General features: G+C 71.8%; 11 protein-coding genes. 4 read left to right on the top strand and 7 right to left on the bottom strand.

The window, feature by feature from the left end; translation table 11 throughout:
- Positions 1-240 precede the first annotated feature (240 nt).
- Entirely contained in the window at positions 241-2142 is a 1902-nt protein-coding gene (locus ACR68M_RS10250; protein WP_441250130.1) for an FAD/NAD(P)-binding protein, read from the top strand.
- Positions 2143-2201: 59 nt separating this feature from the next.
- Here ACR68M_RS10250 and ACR68M_RS10245 read toward each other — a convergent pair whose 3' ends face one another.
- The 3 genes from ACR68M_RS10245 to leuC all read right to left on the bottom strand — a co-directional run bounded on the left by ACR68M_RS10245 (position 2202) and on the right by leuC (position 5206).
- Positions 2202-3113: a LysR family transcriptional regulator gene (locus ACR68M_RS10245; RefSeq protein ID WP_441250129.1), complete on the bottom strand. Its 912-nt coding sequence runs from the start codon at positions 3111-3113 to the stop codon at positions 2202-2204.
- A gap of 93 nt (positions 3114-3206) precedes the next feature.
- Positions 3207-3791: a 3-isopropylmalate dehydratase small subunit gene (leuD, locus tag ACR68M_RS10240; RefSeq protein ID WP_441250128.1), complete on the bottom strand. Its 585-nt coding sequence runs from the start codon at positions 3789-3791 to the stop codon at positions 3207-3209.
- Between the two features lie 14 nt (positions 3792-3805).
- Complete coding sequence (leuC, locus tag ACR68M_RS10235) at positions 3806-5206, bottom strand: 3-isopropylmalate dehydratase large subunit (RefSeq protein ID WP_441250127.1); 1401 nt, start codon at positions 5204-5206, stop codon at positions 3806-3808.
- A gap of 525 nt (positions 5207-5731) precedes the next feature.
- On the opposite strand from leuC, the gene ACR68M_RS10230 reads away from it, so the two are divergent.
- Positions 5732-6289: a response regulator transcription factor gene (locus ACR68M_RS10230; RefSeq protein WP_441250126.1), complete on the top strand. Its 558-nt coding sequence runs from the start codon at positions 5732-5734 to the stop codon at positions 6287-6289.
- A gap of 58 nt (positions 6290-6347) precedes the next feature.
- Here the strand turns inward: ACR68M_RS10230 and ACR68M_RS10225 are convergent, their stop codons facing one another.
- Complete coding sequence (locus ACR68M_RS10225; protein WP_441250125.1) at positions 6348-7355, bottom strand: TauD/TfdA family dioxygenase; 1008 nt, start codon at positions 7353-7355, stop codon at positions 6348-6350.
- A gap of 636 nt (positions 7356-7991) precedes the next feature.
- On the opposite strand from ACR68M_RS10225, the gene ACR68M_RS10220 reads away from it, so the two are divergent.
- Both ACR68M_RS10220 and ACR68M_RS10215 read left to right on the top strand, forming a co-directional pair.
- Positions 7992-9689, top strand: a complete 1698-nt coding sequence (locus ACR68M_RS10220; RefSeq protein WP_441250124.1) for an FAD-dependent oxidoreductase — start codon at positions 7992-7994, stop codon at positions 9687-9689.
- Positions 9690-9902: 213 nt separating this feature from the next.
- On the top strand, positions 9903-13232 hold the full coding sequence (locus ACR68M_RS10215; protein ID WP_441250123.1) for a S8 family serine peptidase: 3330 nt from the start codon (positions 9903-9905) through the stop codon (positions 13230-13232).
- Here ACR68M_RS10215 and ACR68M_RS10210 read toward each other — a convergent pair.
- The 3 genes from ACR68M_RS10210 to ACR68M_RS10200 form a co-directional block, all read right to left on the bottom strand.
- Positions 13173-13607 carry a GtrA family protein gene (locus ACR68M_RS10210; protein WP_441250122.1) on the bottom strand — a complete coding sequence of 145 codons (435 nt, stop codon included), beginning with the start codon at positions 13605-13607 and terminating at the stop codon, positions 13173-13175. The genes ACR68M_RS10215 and ACR68M_RS10210 overlap by 60 nt on opposite strands.
- Complete coding sequence (locus ACR68M_RS10205; RefSeq protein WP_441250121.1) at positions 13604-14575, bottom strand: glycosyltransferase family 2 protein; 972 nt, start codon at positions 14573-14575, stop codon at positions 13604-13606. Before ACR68M_RS10205 ends, ACR68M_RS10210 begins: the two co-directional genes overlap by 4 nt.
- Before the next feature lie 211 nt (positions 14576-14786).
- Positions 14787-17294, bottom strand: a complete 2508-nt coding sequence (locus ACR68M_RS10200) for a YfhO family protein (protein WP_441250120.1) — start codon at positions 17292-17294, stop codon at positions 14787-14789.
- Positions 17295-17339 lie beyond the last annotated feature (45 nt).

Raw genomic sequence — 17339 nt, 5'->3', positions numbered from 1 at the left:
TTCTAAAACGGACTTATCGGGATCTCTCGACCCGTCATACGGCATCGAATCGGACATCTCACCCACCCTGTGTCATGCATGAGTTGCGCTCATGGAATGCATGAATTAATCGGCATTGAAAGCGGCGCCGAGCGTGCCTAGTGTCGTCCGTGCAACGGTCGAATTGACCACCGGGTCGACAGGTTGAATTCATGTTTCATTCACCCGCCCCGAGGGCTCACGAATTAAGAGGTGTTCGAGGTGGAGTTCGGGACAGAGGTAGGGCAGCAGGCCCACCGCATCGCGGTGGTCGGGGGCGGCCCGCGCGGTGTCAGCGTGATCGAGCGGCTGGCCGCGCGGTTGGCCGAGGCCCCGGACGGGCGGCCGGTCGAGCTCTACCTGATCGACTCCGTGGAGGTCGGCAGCGGCCGGGTCTGGCGCTCCGACCAGCCCGAGTGGTTCATGATGAACACCGTCGCCGACGAGATCTCCGCCTTCTCCGGCAACCCGGACGGCGGCCCTTCCCGGGCCGGGGCCGGGCCCTCCTTCGGCCAGTGGTGGCGGATCGCCGAACCGGCCACCGCCCAGCGCAACGGCTACGCCCCGCGCGCCGCCTACGGCCGCTACCTGCGCTTCCTGGTGGACACGGTCGAGGCCAACCTGCCCACCGGCGCCCGGCTGCACCGCCTGAACGCCACCGTCGAGGACCTCGCCCGCCACGACGGCGGCTACCTGCTGACCTTCGCCGACGGCGCCACACTGGCCGCCGACCGCGTCGTGCTGACCACCGGCCACGCCCGGCCCGGCCCGTCCGGCCGCTTCGCCGAGCTCGCCGCGTTCGCCGCCGAGCACCCCGCCGCCCGCTACATCCACGGGGACTCGGCCGCCGACATGCCGCTCGACGAGATCGCCCCCGGCGACACCGTCGGCATGCTCGGCCTCGGCCTCTCCTTCTACGACGTGATGTCCGCCTTCACCATCGGCCGCGGCGGACGCTTCGTCACCACCGCCGACGGCGGGCTGCGGTACGAGCCGAGCGGCCGCGAGCCGTTCATGGTCGCCGGCTCCCGCAGCGGCATGCTGCTCCCGGCCCGTGGCAAGAACCAGAAGTCCGCGCTGATCCCGTACCACCCGGTGCTCTTCACCCCCGAGCGGATCCGCCACGACCGCCCCACCGGCCCGTACGACTACGCCGGTGACATCCTGCCCTGGCTGCTCGCAGAGGTCGAACTCGTCTACTACGCAACCGAGTTGCGCAACCGCAGCGGCGCCGAGGCAGCCGCCCGGCTGACCGAGGAGCTGACGCTTCCGGTCGGCGCGAAGGTGCCCGACCTGCCCGCCGTCGCGGCCCGGCACGGGCTGGCCGACCTGCCCCGGCTCGACCTCGACAAGCTGGCCCGCCCCTTCGAGGGCAAGCACTTCGCCGACCCGGAGCTGTTCGGCAAGGAGCTCGCCGCCGTCCTCGCGGACGACCTCGCGCACGCCGAGCAGGGCAACGTCGACTCCCCGCTGAAGGCCGCGCTGGACGTGCTGCGCGACACCCGCTGGGTGATCCGCCAGTTCGTGGACTTCGCCGGCCTCACCCCCGCCTCGCACCGGATCGACTTCCTCGCCTGGTACGTGCCCCGCGCCAGCTTCCTCGCGGCCGGGCCGCCGATGGTCCGCCTCCAGCAGGCCGCCGCGCTGATCGAGCAGGGCCTGCTGCGGATCGTCGGCCCCGACACCCGCTTCGAGGGCGACGCCGAGAGCGGCCGCTTCCACGCCGAGTCCCCCCGGGTGGACGGCTCCCGCGTCACCGTCGACTGCGTGATCGACGCCCGCATCCCCAAGCCCGACGTGCGCAGCGACCCGGCGCCGCTCACCCGCAGCCTGCGCGAGCAGGGCATCCTGACCAGCTTCGTCAACCGGCACGGCGAGGAGCACTTCAACACCGGCGGCGTCGCCGTCACAACCTCCCCGTACCACCCGGTCGGCGCCGACGGCACCCCCGACCCCGGCCTGTACGTCCTCGGCATCCCCGCCGAGCACACCCGCTGGTTCACCCAGGTGGGCAGCAGCCGCCCCGGCCTGTGGAGCGACTTCGTCATCGACGCCGACGCGATCGCCGGCGACGCGCTGGCCGGCCGCACGGCCGACGTCCGCGAGAAGGCCCTCGCGCTCTGAGCAACCACCGCAGGGGCGCGGGTGACCGCGCCCCCAAGTGGTTCGTCGTAAGCGGAGGTTCACCATCGGCTCGACGCTCCTACCGGCTGGAGCTCGCTCTGCTGCTCCCGCGCCAGCGCCTGGGCGGCCGTCACGAAGGCCGCGACGGTGGGCGAGTTCCGTGCCACCGTCCGGATGCCGATGCCGAGGTGGCGGTAGACCCGGGGGCCGAACGGGATCACCCGGAGCGAGTCCGGGGTGACGGCGGGCAGCGCGAGCTCCGGGACGACCGTCACCCCGTGCCCCTCGGCGACCATCGCCAGCAGCGCGTTGACGTCGTGCACCCGGTAGGAGACCACCGGCTCCCGGCCGACGGTGCGGAAGACGGTCCGCAGGATCGGCTCGATCGCGCCGACCGGCATCACGAACTCCTCGTCCAGCAGCTCGTGCACCCCGAGGACGGTGCTGCCCGCCAGCGGGTGGCTGTCCGGCAGCACCGCGAACATCTCGTCCCGCATCAGCGGGATGGTGGTGAGGTTCTCCTTCGGCAGCGTGACGATGCCGACGTCGATCGAGTAGCTCCGCAGCCACTCGGTGATCTGCTTGTCGGTGCCCTCCCGCAGGGAGATCTCCACGTGCGGCAGCCGGCTCCGGTAGTCGGTCATCAGCCGGGGCAGCAGCCGCGCCGCGAAGCTCTGGCTGGTGCCGATCCGGATGGTGCCGCCGAGGTCGGTGAGCAGCCCGCCCGCCTCCTGCCGCATCTGCTCGGCGTGCAGCAGCACCGCCCGCGCGTGGGTCAGCACCCGTCTCCCCACCTCGGTGAGTTCGACGCCGCCCCGGTCACGCTTCATCAGGGCGACGCCGAGGGTGGCCTCCAGCCCGGCGATCGAGTGACTCACCGCCGACTGACTGATCATCAGCGCCTTGGCGGCGTTGGTGAAGCTGCCGGTGTCGGCGATCGCCACGAAGACGGAGCACTGCGAGAGCTTCATCTCTCGATCCCTTCCGCTGGCTGGGGTACGGCGGACCGGCCTCCCCGCGTACGGAGGAAGCCGGTCCGGGTGGTGCTGCGGGCGACGGGCCGGTCAGGTGGTGGGCAGCGCCACGCGCCGGGTTCGCTCGAAGGCGGCGATCTCGTCGGCGTGCTCCAGGGTGGCGGAGATCGCGTCGACACCGGTGAGCAGCCGCTGCCGGATGTCCGGGTCGAGCTCGAAGGGCTGGACGAGTTCGCCGCAGCGCACCTCGAGCTGCTCCAGGTCGACGGTGATCTCGACCGCCGGGTCGGCCTCGACGAGCTGCCAGAGCTGCTCGATCACCTCGGCCGGGACGGTCACCGACAGTAGGCCGCGCATCAGCGAGTTGCCCCGGAAGATGTCGCCGAAGCGCGGCGAGATCACGGTCTTGAAGCCGAACCGCTGGATCGCCCAGACGGCCGACTCGCGGGACGAGCCGGTGGCGAAGTCGTTGCCCGCGAGCAGCACCGTGGAGCCCTGGTACTGCGGCAGGTTGAGCACGAACTCGGGGTCGTCCCGCCAGTCGGCGAAGAGCGCGTTGGCGTGGCCCTTCCAGCTGAAGTAGGGGACGAAGCGGGCGGGGATGATCTGGTCGGTGTCGACGTTGCTGCGGCGCAGCGGCATCCCGGTGCCGGTGTGGACGGTGAACTGTTCCATGGTGTTCGGGGACCTCACAGATCGGTGGGGGCGGCGAGCCGGCCGGCCACGGCGGTGGCGGCGGCGACGGCGGGGGAGACGAGGTGGGTGCGCGACCCCTTGCCCTGCCGGCCCTCGAAGTTGCGGTTGCTGGTGGAGGCGGCGCGCTGGCCGGGCTTCAGCCGGTCCTCGTTGAGGGCGCAGCAGAGCGAGCACCCGGCGACGGGGCGGAAGTCGGCGCCCGCCTCCTCGAAGATGCCGTCCAGCCCCTCGGCGGCGGCCTGGATCCGGACGGAGGCCGAGCCGGGCACGATCATCAGGTGTACGCCGTCGGCGACCTTGCGGCCCTTGAGCACCTCGGCGGCGGCCCGCAGGTCCTCGATCCGGCCGTTGGTGCAGGAGCCGAGGAAGACGGTGTCGACGGAGAGGTCGCGCATCGCCGTGCCGGGCTTCAGGTCCATGTAGGTGAGCGCCCGCTCGGCGGCGACCCGCTCCTGCGGGTCGGCGAACTCCTCGACACCGGGCACCACCGCGCCGAGCGGGATGCTCTGGCCGGGGTTGTTGCCCCAGGAGACGTACGGCGTGAGGGTGCTCGCGTCGATCACCACCTCCTTGTCGTACACCGCGTCCTCGTCGCTCACCAGGGTCTTCCAGTACGCCACCTCGGCGTCCCAGTCGGCCCCCTGGGGCATGTTCGGGCGGGTCCGGAGGTACGCGAAGGTGGTCTCGTCGGGCGCGATCAGCCCGGCCCGGGAGCCTGCCTCGACGGTCATGTTGCAGAGGGTCATCCGGCCCTCCATCGAGAGGCCGGTGACGGCGGCGCCGCGGTACTCGACGATGTAGCCCTGGCCGCCGCCGGTGCCGATCTTCGCGATGATCGCGAGGATCAGGTCCTTGGCGGTGACGCCGGGCGGCAGCTCGCCCTCGACCGTGACGGCCATGTCCTTGGGGCGGCGCATCTGGAGGGTCTGGGTGGCGAGCACGTGCTCGACCTGGCTGGTGCCGATGCCGAAGGCGATCGCCCCGAAGGCGCCCAGGGTGGTGGTGTGCGAGTCGCAGCAGACGATCGTCATCCCGGGCCGGGTGAGGCCGAGTTCGGGGCCGATCACGTGCACGATGCCCTGCCCGGCGTCGCCGAGGCGGTGCAGCGGGATGCCGAACTCCTCGCAGTTCGCGCGCATCAGCGAGCACTGGCGGCGCCCGGCCGGGTCGGTGATGCCACGGTCGAGGGCGACGGTCGGGGTGTTGTGGTCCTCGGTGCCGACGGTCAGGTCGGGCCGGCGGACGCTGCGCCCGGCCGCCCGCAGGTCGTCGAACGCCTGAGGGGTGTTCACCTCGTGCAGAAGGTGCAGGTCGACGTAGAGGAGGTCGTCGCCGCCCTCGCTCCGCCGCACCACATGTGCGTCCCAGGTCTTCTGTGCCAATGTCGAACCCATGTGACTACGAACCCCTTGGTGCCAGTTGCGGTCGGTTGTGGTGGTTGGGAGAGTGCGATCGGCGTGCCGGTGAATTCCCGGGGGCTTTCCGGCCGTTCGCCGTGCTATTCGATCAACGGCTTTTGTCGGCAGGAGGGTTGGGCCCGAAGGGATTCGCGCCGGGGTTTTGTCGCCAACTTACCTGTGCGTACACCGAGGTGCATCTGAGACCTGGGTCACAGAAGTGGCGACCGAGGAAACTCGGCAGGCTTCGCCAGTGGGTCGCCCCGACCTGACTGACTCGGGCGTGGGCTGTTGCCCATTGCCGTGGCCCGGTGAATTGTAGTTTCCTGATCTTCCGTCACCTGGGCAGCGGGGAGCGAGGGGGAGCCGGTGGAGACGCACATCGACCAGGACGAGTGGTTTGCCAACGGGAGCGTGTCGGAGCCCGAACCGAGAGTTCTGCTGGCCGATCACGATCCGATATCCCGTCATGTACTCGGAAGTGTGCTCCGTGGTACCGGGCAGTTACAGTTCGTAGCCAGCGTGGACATCCGCCGGCCGGTCCGGGAGTGGCCGTTGGACCAGGTGGACGTGGCCGTGCTGGCCATCGGGCACCAGGAGGATCACTCCCGTACGGTGCACGAACTGGCGTTGAGCAAGATCCAGGTCCTGCTGATCGGGGTCGGCTGGACGCGCGCCCGGCTGGAGGCGGCCGTCTCGGCCGGAGCGGCCGGCTGCCTGGTCAAGGACACCCGGATCGGCGGCCTGGCGACCGCCGTCCGCTCGGTGGCCTCCGGCCATGCCGTGCTCTCGCCCGAACTCCTGGGCCTCTACCGGTCCCCGGCCCGCCGTGAGCCGAGCTCCGCCGCTCCGCCGGTCCTGAGCGGCGACGCCGTCCGGCGCCTGATCCGCTCCCTGACCGACCGCGAGCAGCAGGTCCTCACCCTCCTCGCCGAGGGCAGCTCCACCGTCGAGGCGGCCGAGGCGCTCTCGGTCTCCCCGGCCACGGTCAAGAGCCACATCTCGCACGCCCTGGGCAAGTTGGGTGTCCGCAACCGCCTGGAGGCGGTCCTCCTGATGCAGCGCCTCAACGGCGAGTAGCGCGCACGGATCAGGGGCGCGGGGCGCTGCCCCGCGCCCCTGGGGGCCGTCAGGGGCGTCAGTCGCCCACGCGACCCCGGACGCCGTCGATCCACTTGTCGGCGTGGCGGTCGGCCGCGGCCTCGTCGCGGAAGGCGTACGTCTTCAGCAGCCAGCGCGAGCGCGCCCGCGCCGGGTCGTTGACCTCGACCTTGTCGCGGCTGTGCAGGCCGTCCTGGTTGGCGAAGGAGAAGAGGTCGCCGGTGAGGATGCGGTGGCGCTTCTTCTCGGCCCGGACGAGGGCGTTCTTGAGCGCGATGAGCGCGTCCTTGGCCTCCGGCGGGCTGTCGGGGGCGACGGTGGTGTGGGTGTCCAGGTAGCGGATGCTGTGGCTGCGCTCGACGATCGCGTGCGCCTCGGAGACCGTCAGGCTGCTGTTGTTGTCCCGCGAGAACACGTCGAACGGCGTGATGAAGTACGGCTTGCGCAGGATCTCCTGCTCCTCGGCGGTGAGGTGCGCGAGCAGGCTGCGGCCCTCGACGAAGCCGGTGTAGATGTAGTCGCCGTCCGGGCTGCGCATGCCGACGAGCGAGATGAAGTCGGCCCGGACGGGGTGCGCGGTGCGGTCGTTGTGGAAGACCAGCTCGCCGTCGCTGAAGCCGGTCTGCTTGCCGCTGTAGCGGTTGATGGCGACCACGTCGGTGAAGAAGTCACCGTTGAAGCGGGTGTCGTAGGCGAGCAGCGGGGTGCCGGTGAGCTGCGCGAACAGCTCCAGCAGGGCCTCGCCGACGAAGGTCTTCTTCTTCGCGTACTTGTCCGCCAGCGGGTCGTCGTGGTTCAGCACGGGGATCTCGGGGTCCATCGGGCAGTTGCGCAGCACGTGCGCGTCGGAGACGCCGCTCTCGCGCTCGGCGCGGATCTCGCCGGTGACCTTGGTGAAGAACTCGGGCACCTCGCCACGCTCGACCAGGGCCGCGACGCCGCGGGAGAAGGCGGGGTAGTCCCCGTACGGCTTCTCCTCGACCCGGGCCAGTACGGTGCCGAGCTCGTCACGCTCGGTGTCGCTGAGTTCGTAGAAGGGCTGCATGACTCTGTGTTCTCCCAGGGCAGTGGGCCGTCGGACCGTCAGGTACACAAACGACTCTCGGCTGCCCGGCCCTGGATGTCATCGGCCTAGGGAGGAAGAATTGACGGACCGGTACCCCGTGGGATGGGTCGGCCCCTCCCAAAGTGGAGAAGCGGCCGGCACCCGCACCGAAAGATGCGGGCCATTCGGATCGGTTCTTCTTCCCCGTCGTACCTTTCCGTCCGTTCCCGGTGAACTCCCGGTGAACCGTACTGCGGAAATACCGGAAGCGGATGCGGGTTTCGGAGGTACTGTCAGGTCGGAGAGCGAGTTCCGGCCGTCTGACAGTCTGTCCGGTGAGCTGTTGACAAAACCTCTCGAGTTGTTGTTCGATCTCGCCGAGCGGGGGAGAGCGGTCCACCGGAGGATGAACTTCCCCTCCGGGTGCCGCTTCTGAGAAGAATTCAGATCTCAGGCAGACCTCCCGCACAATCCGAGGCCCGGGTGAGGGCCGTTCCGGCTTTTTCTGTCACCCAGCGGCTGTCGGGCAGCAGGTCTGTCACGGGGGCGGAGTGCATGGCGGCCCGGCGAGCGACGACTCGGCCGGAGATCCGCCCCTCCAATTTTCTAGAGAGGGTCGAAGACCTCATGGGCATGATGAACAGGCGTACCGTCCTGGCAGGGGCGGCGGCGGTCGCAGGCGCGACGGTCGTCGAGGTCGGCCTCGGCGCCGACGTGGCGTCCGCGGACACCACCTCGGTGGACTCCACCAGCACCACGACGACCAGCACGGCCAGCCAGTCGAGCCAGCCGGCCGTCACCGTCCTGCCCGCCGACGCGCGCTACCAGGAGGTCACCGTCGGCCACAACACCCGGTGGGTCGGCACCCCCGAGTCGGTCACGGTGGTGCACACCGTCAACCAGGTCATCGCCGCCGTCCAGGACGCGGTGAACTACAACAAGCGGATATCCGTGCGTGGCGGCGGCCACTGCTACGCCGACTTCGTCTACAACCCGGCCGTCCAGCGCGTCATCGACATGACGCAGATGAACGCCGTCTACTTCGACCCGACCTACAACGCCTTCGCCGTCGAGGGCGGTTCGACCCTGCTCAACGTCTACCAGAGCCTCTACAAGGGCTGGGGCGTCGCCCTGCCCGGCGGCCTGTGCTACTCGGTCGGCGTCGGCGGCCACGTCGCCGGCGGCGGGTTCGGTCTGCTCTCCCGGCAGTACGGCCTCACCGTCGACCACCTGTACGCCGTCGAGGTCGTCACGGTGGACTCCACCGGCTGCGTCAAGCGCATCGTCGCGACCCGTGAGACCACCGACCCGAACCGCGACCTCTACTGGGCCCACACCGGCGCCGGCGGCGGCAACTTCGGTGTCGTGACGAAGTACTGGTTCCGCTCGCCGGGCGCCACCGGCAGCAACCCCCAGCAGCAGCTGATGAACCCGCCGAAGAACGTCCTGCTCAGCGCCGTCATGCTGCCGTGGTCCGGCTTCGACCAGACCAGCTTCGGCAACCTGGTCCGCGCCTACGGCACCTGGCACGAGCAGAACAGCACCACCAGCTCCCCGAGTTCGGCGCTCACCAGCCTGCTGGTGATGAACCACAAGTCGAACGGCAACATCGGCATCATCACCCAGATCGACGCCTCGGTGCCGAACGCCGCCCAGCTGGTCTCCGACTACCTCTGGACGATCACCAACACCACCGGCGTGCAGACCCAGCCGCTGACCGCCCCGGTCGGCGAGCACGGCCCGCTGCCCGCCTTCTTCACCCCGAAGCAGCTGCCCTGGCTGACCTCCGTCCGCCTGCTCGGCACCAACAACCCGTCGCTGACCAACCCGACGCTGCGCTCGGCGAACAAGTCCGCGTACATGCGCAAGGGCTTCACCGACGACCAGATCAACACGCTGTTCCAGCAGCTCACCCGCACCGACTTCACCAACCCGGTCGCGAACGTGATGCTCTTCGGCTACGGCTCGAAGGTCAACACCGTGGGGGCCGCCGACACCGCCTCGGCGCAGCGTGACTCCGTCTTCAAGGCGCTGTTCGCCACCCAGTGGTCCAGCCCGGCCGACGACGCGACCAACGTTGCCTGGCTGCGCGACATCTACGGCGGGGTCTTCGCCACGGCCGGTGGCTACCCCGTCCCGAACGCGCAGACGGACGGCTGCTACATCAACTACCCGGACAGCGACATCATCGACCCGACGGTGAACAAGTCCGGCGTCGCCTGGCAGAACCTCTACTACAAGGACGCCTACCCGCGTCTCCAGTCGATCAAGGCCAAGTACGACCCGCGGAACATCTTCCGCCACTCGCAGTCGATCAGCCTGCCCGGCCAGTAGCAGCACCGCCGGGGGCGCGGGGCAGTCCGCCCCGCGCCCCTGGCACACCCACTTCCAGAACCGCCCGTACGCCGAACGCCTGACGCCATGTCACCCACAGGAGTGCAACCTCTCCCCGGACGAGCGAAGGCGCTGGCGAGCCGCCCGCCGCCGAACCTAGCTTGGGGGCTCCGGAGCGGGGACCTGTCGACCCCAGCCGGGGGAGGCAGACCAGTGCGCAACCACGCCCGGCCCCGGGCCCGCAGGCTGACCAGCATCGGGATCGGCCTCGCGCTGCTCGCCGGCTCCGCCCTGCTCGCCGCCGCACCACCCACCGGCGCGGCCGCCGAGCCGGACCGACTGCCGCCCGCGCAGCGGGGCGAGCAGCAGAGCGTGCTGCTCGAACTCGACACCGAGGCCGCCGCCCCCGCCTGGCAGCGGGCCGGCACCGACGCCCGCCGGGCCCAGCGCACCCCGGAGGCCGTGCACCGCGCGGCCGCCCGAGCCGGCGCCGAGCAGCGCGGCCGGGCCGACCAGGCGCTGGACCGCCTCGCCGGGGCCGTCCGCCGGGCGGTGCCGGACGCCCAGGAGCTCTACCGCACCCGCACCCTGCTCACCGGCCTCGCCGTCACCGCCCCCGCCGACCGGCTGCCCGCCCTGCGCACCCTGCCCGGGGTCCGCGCCGTGCACCCGATCAGCCGCAAGCAGCGCGGCAACTCGTACTCCGTGCCGCTCACCGGTGCCCCCGAGGTCTGGGCCGGTCTGCCCGGGAACACCGGCGAGAAGACCCGGATCGGCATCATCGACTCCGGCATCGACTACACCCACGCCGACTTCGGCGGCCCTGGCACCGAGGAGGCCTTCCGCTCCGTCGACGGCGCCAAGCCGGCCCCGGCGGCCCTCTTCCCGAACGCCAAGGTGATCGGCGGCAAGGACCTCGTCGGTGACGACTACAACCCGGACCCGTCCTCCGCGCACTACCAGCCGGTACCGCACCCGGACGCCAACCCGATCGACTGCGCCCTCAACGGTCACGGCACGCACGTCGCTGGCACCGCAGCCGGGTTCGGCGTCACCAGCGCGGGCAAGCCGTACCCCGGCCCGTACCGCCCCGGGCTCGACCCGGCCGGGTTCAAGGTCGGCCCCGGCGCGGCCCCCGGCGCCCAGCTGTACGCGATCCGGGTCTTCGGCTGCGACGGCTCCACCGACCAGCTCGGCCAGGCGCTCGACCTCGCCGCCGACCCGGACGGCGACGGCGACCCCTCCGACCACCTGGACGTCGTCAACCTCTCGCTCGGCAGCCGCTTCGGCAGCCCGGACGACGCCGACGCGGTGACGGCAGACCACCTCGCCGAGCTCGGCACCGTGGTGGTCGCCGCCGCCGGGAACGAGGGCGACCTCTACGGCATCGGCGGCAGCCCCGGCACCTCCCCGCGCGCCCTCGCCGTCGCCGCCTCCGTCGACGCGCACGGCGACGCCGACGGCATCCGGGTGCTCGCCCCGGCCGCCCTGGCCGGTCTCGTCCCCGCGCACTGGAGCGCCAAGTACCAGGGCTGGGGGAGCAAGGACGTCAGCGGCGAACTCGCCCTGCCCGCCGACCAGTCGGACGGCTGCAGGGCGTTCTCCGGGGCGGACGCCCAGCGCCTCAAGGGCAAGGTCGCGGTGCTCTCCTGGAGTACCAAGGACCCGGACCGGGCCTGCGGCTCCGGCTCCCGGGCCGACCACGCCGCCGACGCGGGCGCGGTGGGGGTGCTCTACGCCGCCGACGGCGACCACCTCGGCGAGATCGCCGGCGACGACCGCATCCCTGCCGCGATCCTCGCCAGGGCCGACGGCGAGCGGCTGACCACGGCGGCCGCCGCCGGGCCGGTGCAGGTCCAGCTGGCTTTCCCGAAGAACACCCTGCACGGCGCGGTGCCGCAGGACCAGCCGCAACGCGTCGACACCCTGGCCGGCTTCACCTCGCGCGGCATCGGCGTCCCCGGCATCGTCAAGCCGGATCTCGCGGCCCCCGGCGAGACCATCTGGTCGGCCAGGGTCGGCACCGGCAGCGGCGGCATGCGCGAGGACGGCACCTCGATGGCCACCCCGCACGTCACCGGCCTGGTCGCCCTCGTGCGCGCCGCCCACCCGCAGTGGACGCCCGCCGAGGTCAAGGCCGCCCTGATGGACACGGCGGCCGACACCTGGCTCGGCGACGGCCGCACCGGGCCGGTCTACGGCCCCGAGCGCGCCGGGGCCGGTCGGGCCCAGGTCGACGCGGCGGTCCGCACCCCGGTGCTCGCCTACGCGGCCGGCCCCGGCGCGGTCGACGGCGCCGTCGGCGTCTCCTTCGGCCCCGTCCCGGTCAGCGGCCCGACCGAGCTGAGCCGGGAGGTCGAGCTGCGCAACTACGCCGACCGCCCGCTCGACTACACCACCGGCTACCAGTCGTCGACCGAGACGCCCGGCGTCGGCTACCGGATGAGCCCGGCCCGGGTCACCGTCCCGGCGGGCGGCACCGCCCGGGTGGTCGTCACCCTCGTCGCCCCCGGCCGGGTCGGCCGCGCGGCGGACCCGACGATCGACCTGCTCCAGGCGGGCCGGGCCCGCAGCTACCGGTCCGAGCTCTCCGGCCGGCTGGTGCTCACCCCGGTGACGGCGGACGTGCCCGTGCTGCGCGTCCCGGTCTTCGCCGCCCCGCGCCCGGCCTCCGAGCTGACGGCGGGCCCGCAGGCCCGCGCCACCCGGACGAGCACCCTGCTGACCCTCACCGGCACCGGCGCCCCCGGCCCGGTCGGCGGCCTGGTCAGCGCCTTCGCCCTGGGCGGCGAGGCCGCCCGCTGGCCGGACTGCCCGGTCGGCCAGCGGGACGGTGACCCGAAGGACGACGCCCTGTGCGTCACCCGGCCCGGTGACCGCGCGGGCAACCTCCGCTGGGCCGGCGCCGCCAGCGACGCCCCGGCGGTCGGCGGTGACCCGCTCGACCAGGGCACCCTCTACCTGGCCGCCGCGCTCTACGCCCCCGCCGCCACCCCCGTCGGCAGCTTCGCCGTCCGGGCCTCGCTCGACACCGACGGGGACGGCGTCACCGACGTCGTCGTCTCCGCCGACCGGCTGACCAACAGCGACGTCCTGGTCGCCCGCACGCTGGACGCCCGCACCGGCGAGGAGCTCGACGTCCAGCCCCTCAACGCCCGCTGGGGCGACACCGACACCGGGCTGCTCGACAGCGACGTCGTGGTCCTCCCCGTCCGCCTCGCCGCGCTGCCGGGCCTGCGCCAGAGCACCGCCCTCATCCACTACGCGCTCTGGACGGGCTACGCCCAGCCGGGCCTGCCCAGCGCGAAGGAGGCACTCGGCCGGATCGGCCTGGAGGGCGAACGCCCCACCCTGGCCTTCGACGTGCTGCACCCGGCGCTCGATGTCCGCAGCGGCGTCGGCGGCCCGGCGGCCGTGCTCACCCCCGCCCAGCCCGGCACCGTCCTGGAGGTCCGCCGGGCCGAAGGCGACACCGGCAAGCTGCTACTGATCCACCATCTGGGCCCGGACGGGCGCCGTGCCGAGCTCGTCACCCTGCGCTGAGCCGGCTCGGCCGGTCAGCACCAGCTTGGAGAGCACGAAGGTGATCGGGATGGCGATCACCGAGGCGACCAGCGGCGCGATCTTGTCGTTCACGTGCAGCCACTGGACGAGCGCGATCACGCCGCCGCTCTGCACCGCGTAGTTGGTGATGTTCGGGATCGGGAAGAGCAGGAACTTCTTCCACGTCGGCCTGGTCCGGTACGTGAAGTAGGTGTTCATGAAGAACGACCCGACCATGCTCAGCAGGAACGCGATGGTGAACGCCGCGAAGTACGCCAGGTACGGGTGGAGTATCAGGTACAGCACGTAGAAGGTCGCGGTGTTCACCACCCCGACCAGCCCGAACCTGACGAGCTGCCAGAACTGGGGCTTCAACGTGTCTCCTCGGCGCCTCGGTAGCCTTCCGAGCGGAAGGTAGCACGGGGGGTGTTGGTCTCCTTGACCAGGAAGTGCGGCCGCCGTTTGGTCTCGTAGTAGATCCGGCCGATGTACTCGCCGATCAGCCCGAGCATCACCATCTGGAGACCGCCCAGCCCCACGATCGCGACGATCAGCGTCACGTACCCGGGGGAGTCGATGCCGTCCACCAGCGCCACCCCGGTGATCCAGGCCGCGTACAGCGCGGCGACGCCGACCAGCGCCAGCCCGAGGTAGATGGCGATCCGCAGCGGGCGGTTGTTGAACGAGATCAGCCCGTCCATGCCGTAGTTCAGCAGGGCGCCGAAACGCCACTTCGTCTCCCCGGCGCCACGGGCGGCGTTCTGGTAGTCGAAGGTGACGGTGTCGAAGCCGATCCAGGAGAACAGCCCCTTCGAGAAGCGGTTGTACTCGGGGAGCGAGAGCAGCGCGTCCACCGCACGGCGGGACAGCAGCCGGAAGTCACCGACGCCGTCCTTCAGCTCGACGTCCACCCACTTGTTGACCAGCCGGTAGTAGAGCCTGCTGACGGCGCTGCGCACCGCCTTGTCGCCCTCCCGGCTCCGCCGGGCGATGACCTGGTCGTGCCCCCGGTCGTAGAGCTCCAGCATCCGCTCGACCAGCTCCGGCGGGTGCTGCAGATCCGCGTCCATCAGCACCACGGCGTCGCCGGTCGCCTCCCGCAGCCCGGCCAGCATGCCGGCCTCCTTGCCGAAGTTCCGGCTGAAGGAGACGTACCGGGTGTTGCCGGGGTGCTTGGCCGCGAGCTCCCGCAGCTGCTCCAGCGTGCCGTCACTGCTGCCGTCGTCGACGTAGCAGAGCTCGTAGTCGAGCGGCAGCCCGTCGAGGTTCTGGCGGATCTCCGCGTCGAAGAGGCCGATCACGGCCTCCTCGTCGTAACAGGGCACAACGATGGAAAGGAGCACCAGTTCACCTCCGGTCGGGGACGCAGAAGGCTCCTGGTCGCTCTACCACGTATCACCACTTATCCCCACGATCGTACCGGTGCTCACGCACTGGGGCGTCGACCCCAGGGGCGCGGGGAACTGCGCGAAACGGGAGAGACGGCGCCGCACCTACCGCCTCGCGCAGTTCCTCGCGCCCCTGGGGTCGGCCGATTGCGTGCGCTCCTTGGGCTCAGCGCCCCCGCGCGCCGCGCCGGAGCCGGGTGACCAACGCGACACCCACCAGCGCGGCCGCCGCCGCGCCGCCGACGGCCAGCCCCGGGGTCAGCCCGGGGGTCCGGTAGGTGCAGGAGAAGCGCGAGGCGCCGCCGCCCAGCGGCAGTCCGATCATGCCGAGCACCGACTGCGGAGCCGCCCAGGCGCCGCCGTCCACCGAGCACTCCCAGCCCTGCGCGGCGGGCACCGACAGCAGTGCCGTGCCGCGCGACCCGGCGGGCAGCGTGCCGCTGATCCCGTGCCCGCTGCTGTCGACCGAGGTCGCGCCCGTCAGCCCGCCGAGGGCGGTGGCGAGCGCGCCGGGGGCGAGGCACCCGACCGGCTCCGCCGGGACCTGCGCCGCCGCCCCCGCCTGGAGGGCGACCTGCACCTTGCCGTCGGCGGGCACGGTGCCCAGCTCCCGGATCGGCATCGCCGTCATCGGCTGCTTGCCGTAGCTGGTGAACTTCGCGCCCAGGCCGAGCACGGTGCCGTTGAACCACGGCCCGTAGAAGTACGCGGTGCTGCCGGGGGCGCAGGAGCCGCCGAAGGTCGTCCAGGTGCCGCCCTTGGGGGTGGCGGGGATCGACCAGCCGCTGCTGCCGTGCAGGGTGGGGGCGGGCCCGGCGGTCGGGGCCAGCGCCGGGACTTCGTAGACCTTGCTGCCGAGCAGCGACTCCTGCCGGGTCCAGACCGAGGAGGTGTCGGGCTTGCCGGTGCTCGGGTGCACGGTGACCAGCGGTGCGGCGGCGGCGTGCTTGGCGGTGAAGCCCTCCGGCGCCGAGCTGCTGTCCAGGTAGGTGGTGACGCCGAAGAGCGCCTTGCCGACCGGGTCGGCGGGGCTCAGGGTGTGCCGCCCCTCGATGTACCAGCCCGCGCCGATGTCGTGCAGCAGCTGCGCGGTGACCTTCGGCAGGTAGCTGCTGTAGTACGCGCCGCCCTCGCCGCCGAGCAGCAGCGGGTCGTTGCTGGCGAACTCGTGCGGGCCCGGGTCGGTCCGCTTCGCCGGCCAGTCGTCGGCCTGCTGGATCAGGTCGTACGCGGCCAGCGACCGGTCGCTGATCGTCTCCCGGGGCTTGAAGAAGTCCAGCCGGTCGCGGATCACCGTCGCCCAGTAGGCGGAGTACGTCGACCCGGCCAGCACCCCGAGCGTCAGCGCCACGCCGACGGCCCGCCGCACCCGCCGGTCGCCCCGCCGGTGCTGGAGCGCCCAGAGCGCGCCGACGGCCAGCGCGCCCCCGGCGATCACCAGCACGTACGTGGAGGAGCGGACGGAGCTGTGGCCGCTGCCGAGCACCAGCACCAGGGCGGTCAGCCCGGCGCCGCCGAGCAGCGCGAGCGGGTCGGGGCGGCGGGAGAGCGAGACCCAGGCGGCCATCGTGAGCAGCCCGCTGAGCACGAAGGCGGCGCGGTAGGGGCTGCCGTTCGGGATGGCCAGGCCGTGCCAGAGCAGGATGGTCGGCGTCCAGACGAAGCTGAGTGCGACGAGCACCAGCAGCACGTACCAGCCGATCCGCTCGCGGGCCCGGACCTTGCGGTTGAAGGGCAGCGAGGCGACGAGCAGCAGGCCGAGCACGCCGACGAAGATGTTCGGCATCGAGTGGTCCGAGCGGCCGCCGGGCAGCAGCTGGGCGAGGTAGTCGGTGAGGCCGGGCGGGCCGTCGTAGTGGGCGACGGGCGCGGGCTGGGAGGCCTTGCTGGCCTTGAGGCTGACGAGGATGACGGGCGCGGTGAGCAGCACCCCGACGGTGACCATGCTCGCCGCCCGCCCGAGCACCCGCAGCCGCTCCCGGACGGCGGTGCGGGCCAGCAGCAGGCGCAGCAGCAGCACCAGCCCGGCGCCGATGGTGGCCATCGCGCCGGTGTAGAAGTTGCCCGCCCAGGCGACGGCGACGGCGAGCGTGCCGAGCACCCAGTGCTTCTCCCGCAGGCACCAGTCGCAGGCGAGCGAGACGAGCGGGAGGGAGACCAGGCCCCACATCCACATCGGGTCCGGCGAGCCGTCGTTGAGCACCCAGGCGCAGAGCCCGTACCCGGCGGCGAGCAGCGCCCGCAGCCAGGGCGAGCCCCGGTGCAGGCGGCCGAGGAAGACCGTCATCACGGCGGAGCCGAGGCCGATGCTGAGCAGCGTGACCAGGAAGACGGGGAAGTTCACGGCGTCGCGCGGGAAGAGCCCGACCAGCCAGGAGAACGGGTTCATCAGGTACGCCATGAAGTCCGCGAGGAAGGGCGCGCCGTAACCGCTGTTCCAGTTGAACAGCAGGTCACCCGTCGTGTTCCCGTGCATCAGGTCCCACAGGTGCGCGTGGTACGGGACGAACTGGTTGCCCAGGTCGTTCACCGCGCGCGAGCGGGAGCCGAAGGGGTACGTCCCGTGGATGGCCAGTGCCAGGCAGTAGGCGCCCATCGAGAGCACGGCCGCCAGCCCCGACGCCCCCGCCCCGGGGCCGGTCAGTCGTCGTCGGAGGGCGGCGGTGTTACGCACGGGGCGGGGCTCCTGGTGGGTCGGCGGCACTGGATCTGAGCATAG

The organism is Kitasatospora sp. McL0602, from assembly GCF_052076145.1.
Lineage (GTDB): Bacteria > Actinomycetota > Actinomycetes > Streptomycetales > Streptomycetaceae > Kitasatospora.
This window is presented reverse-complemented; position numbering and strand designations above follow the sequence as displayed.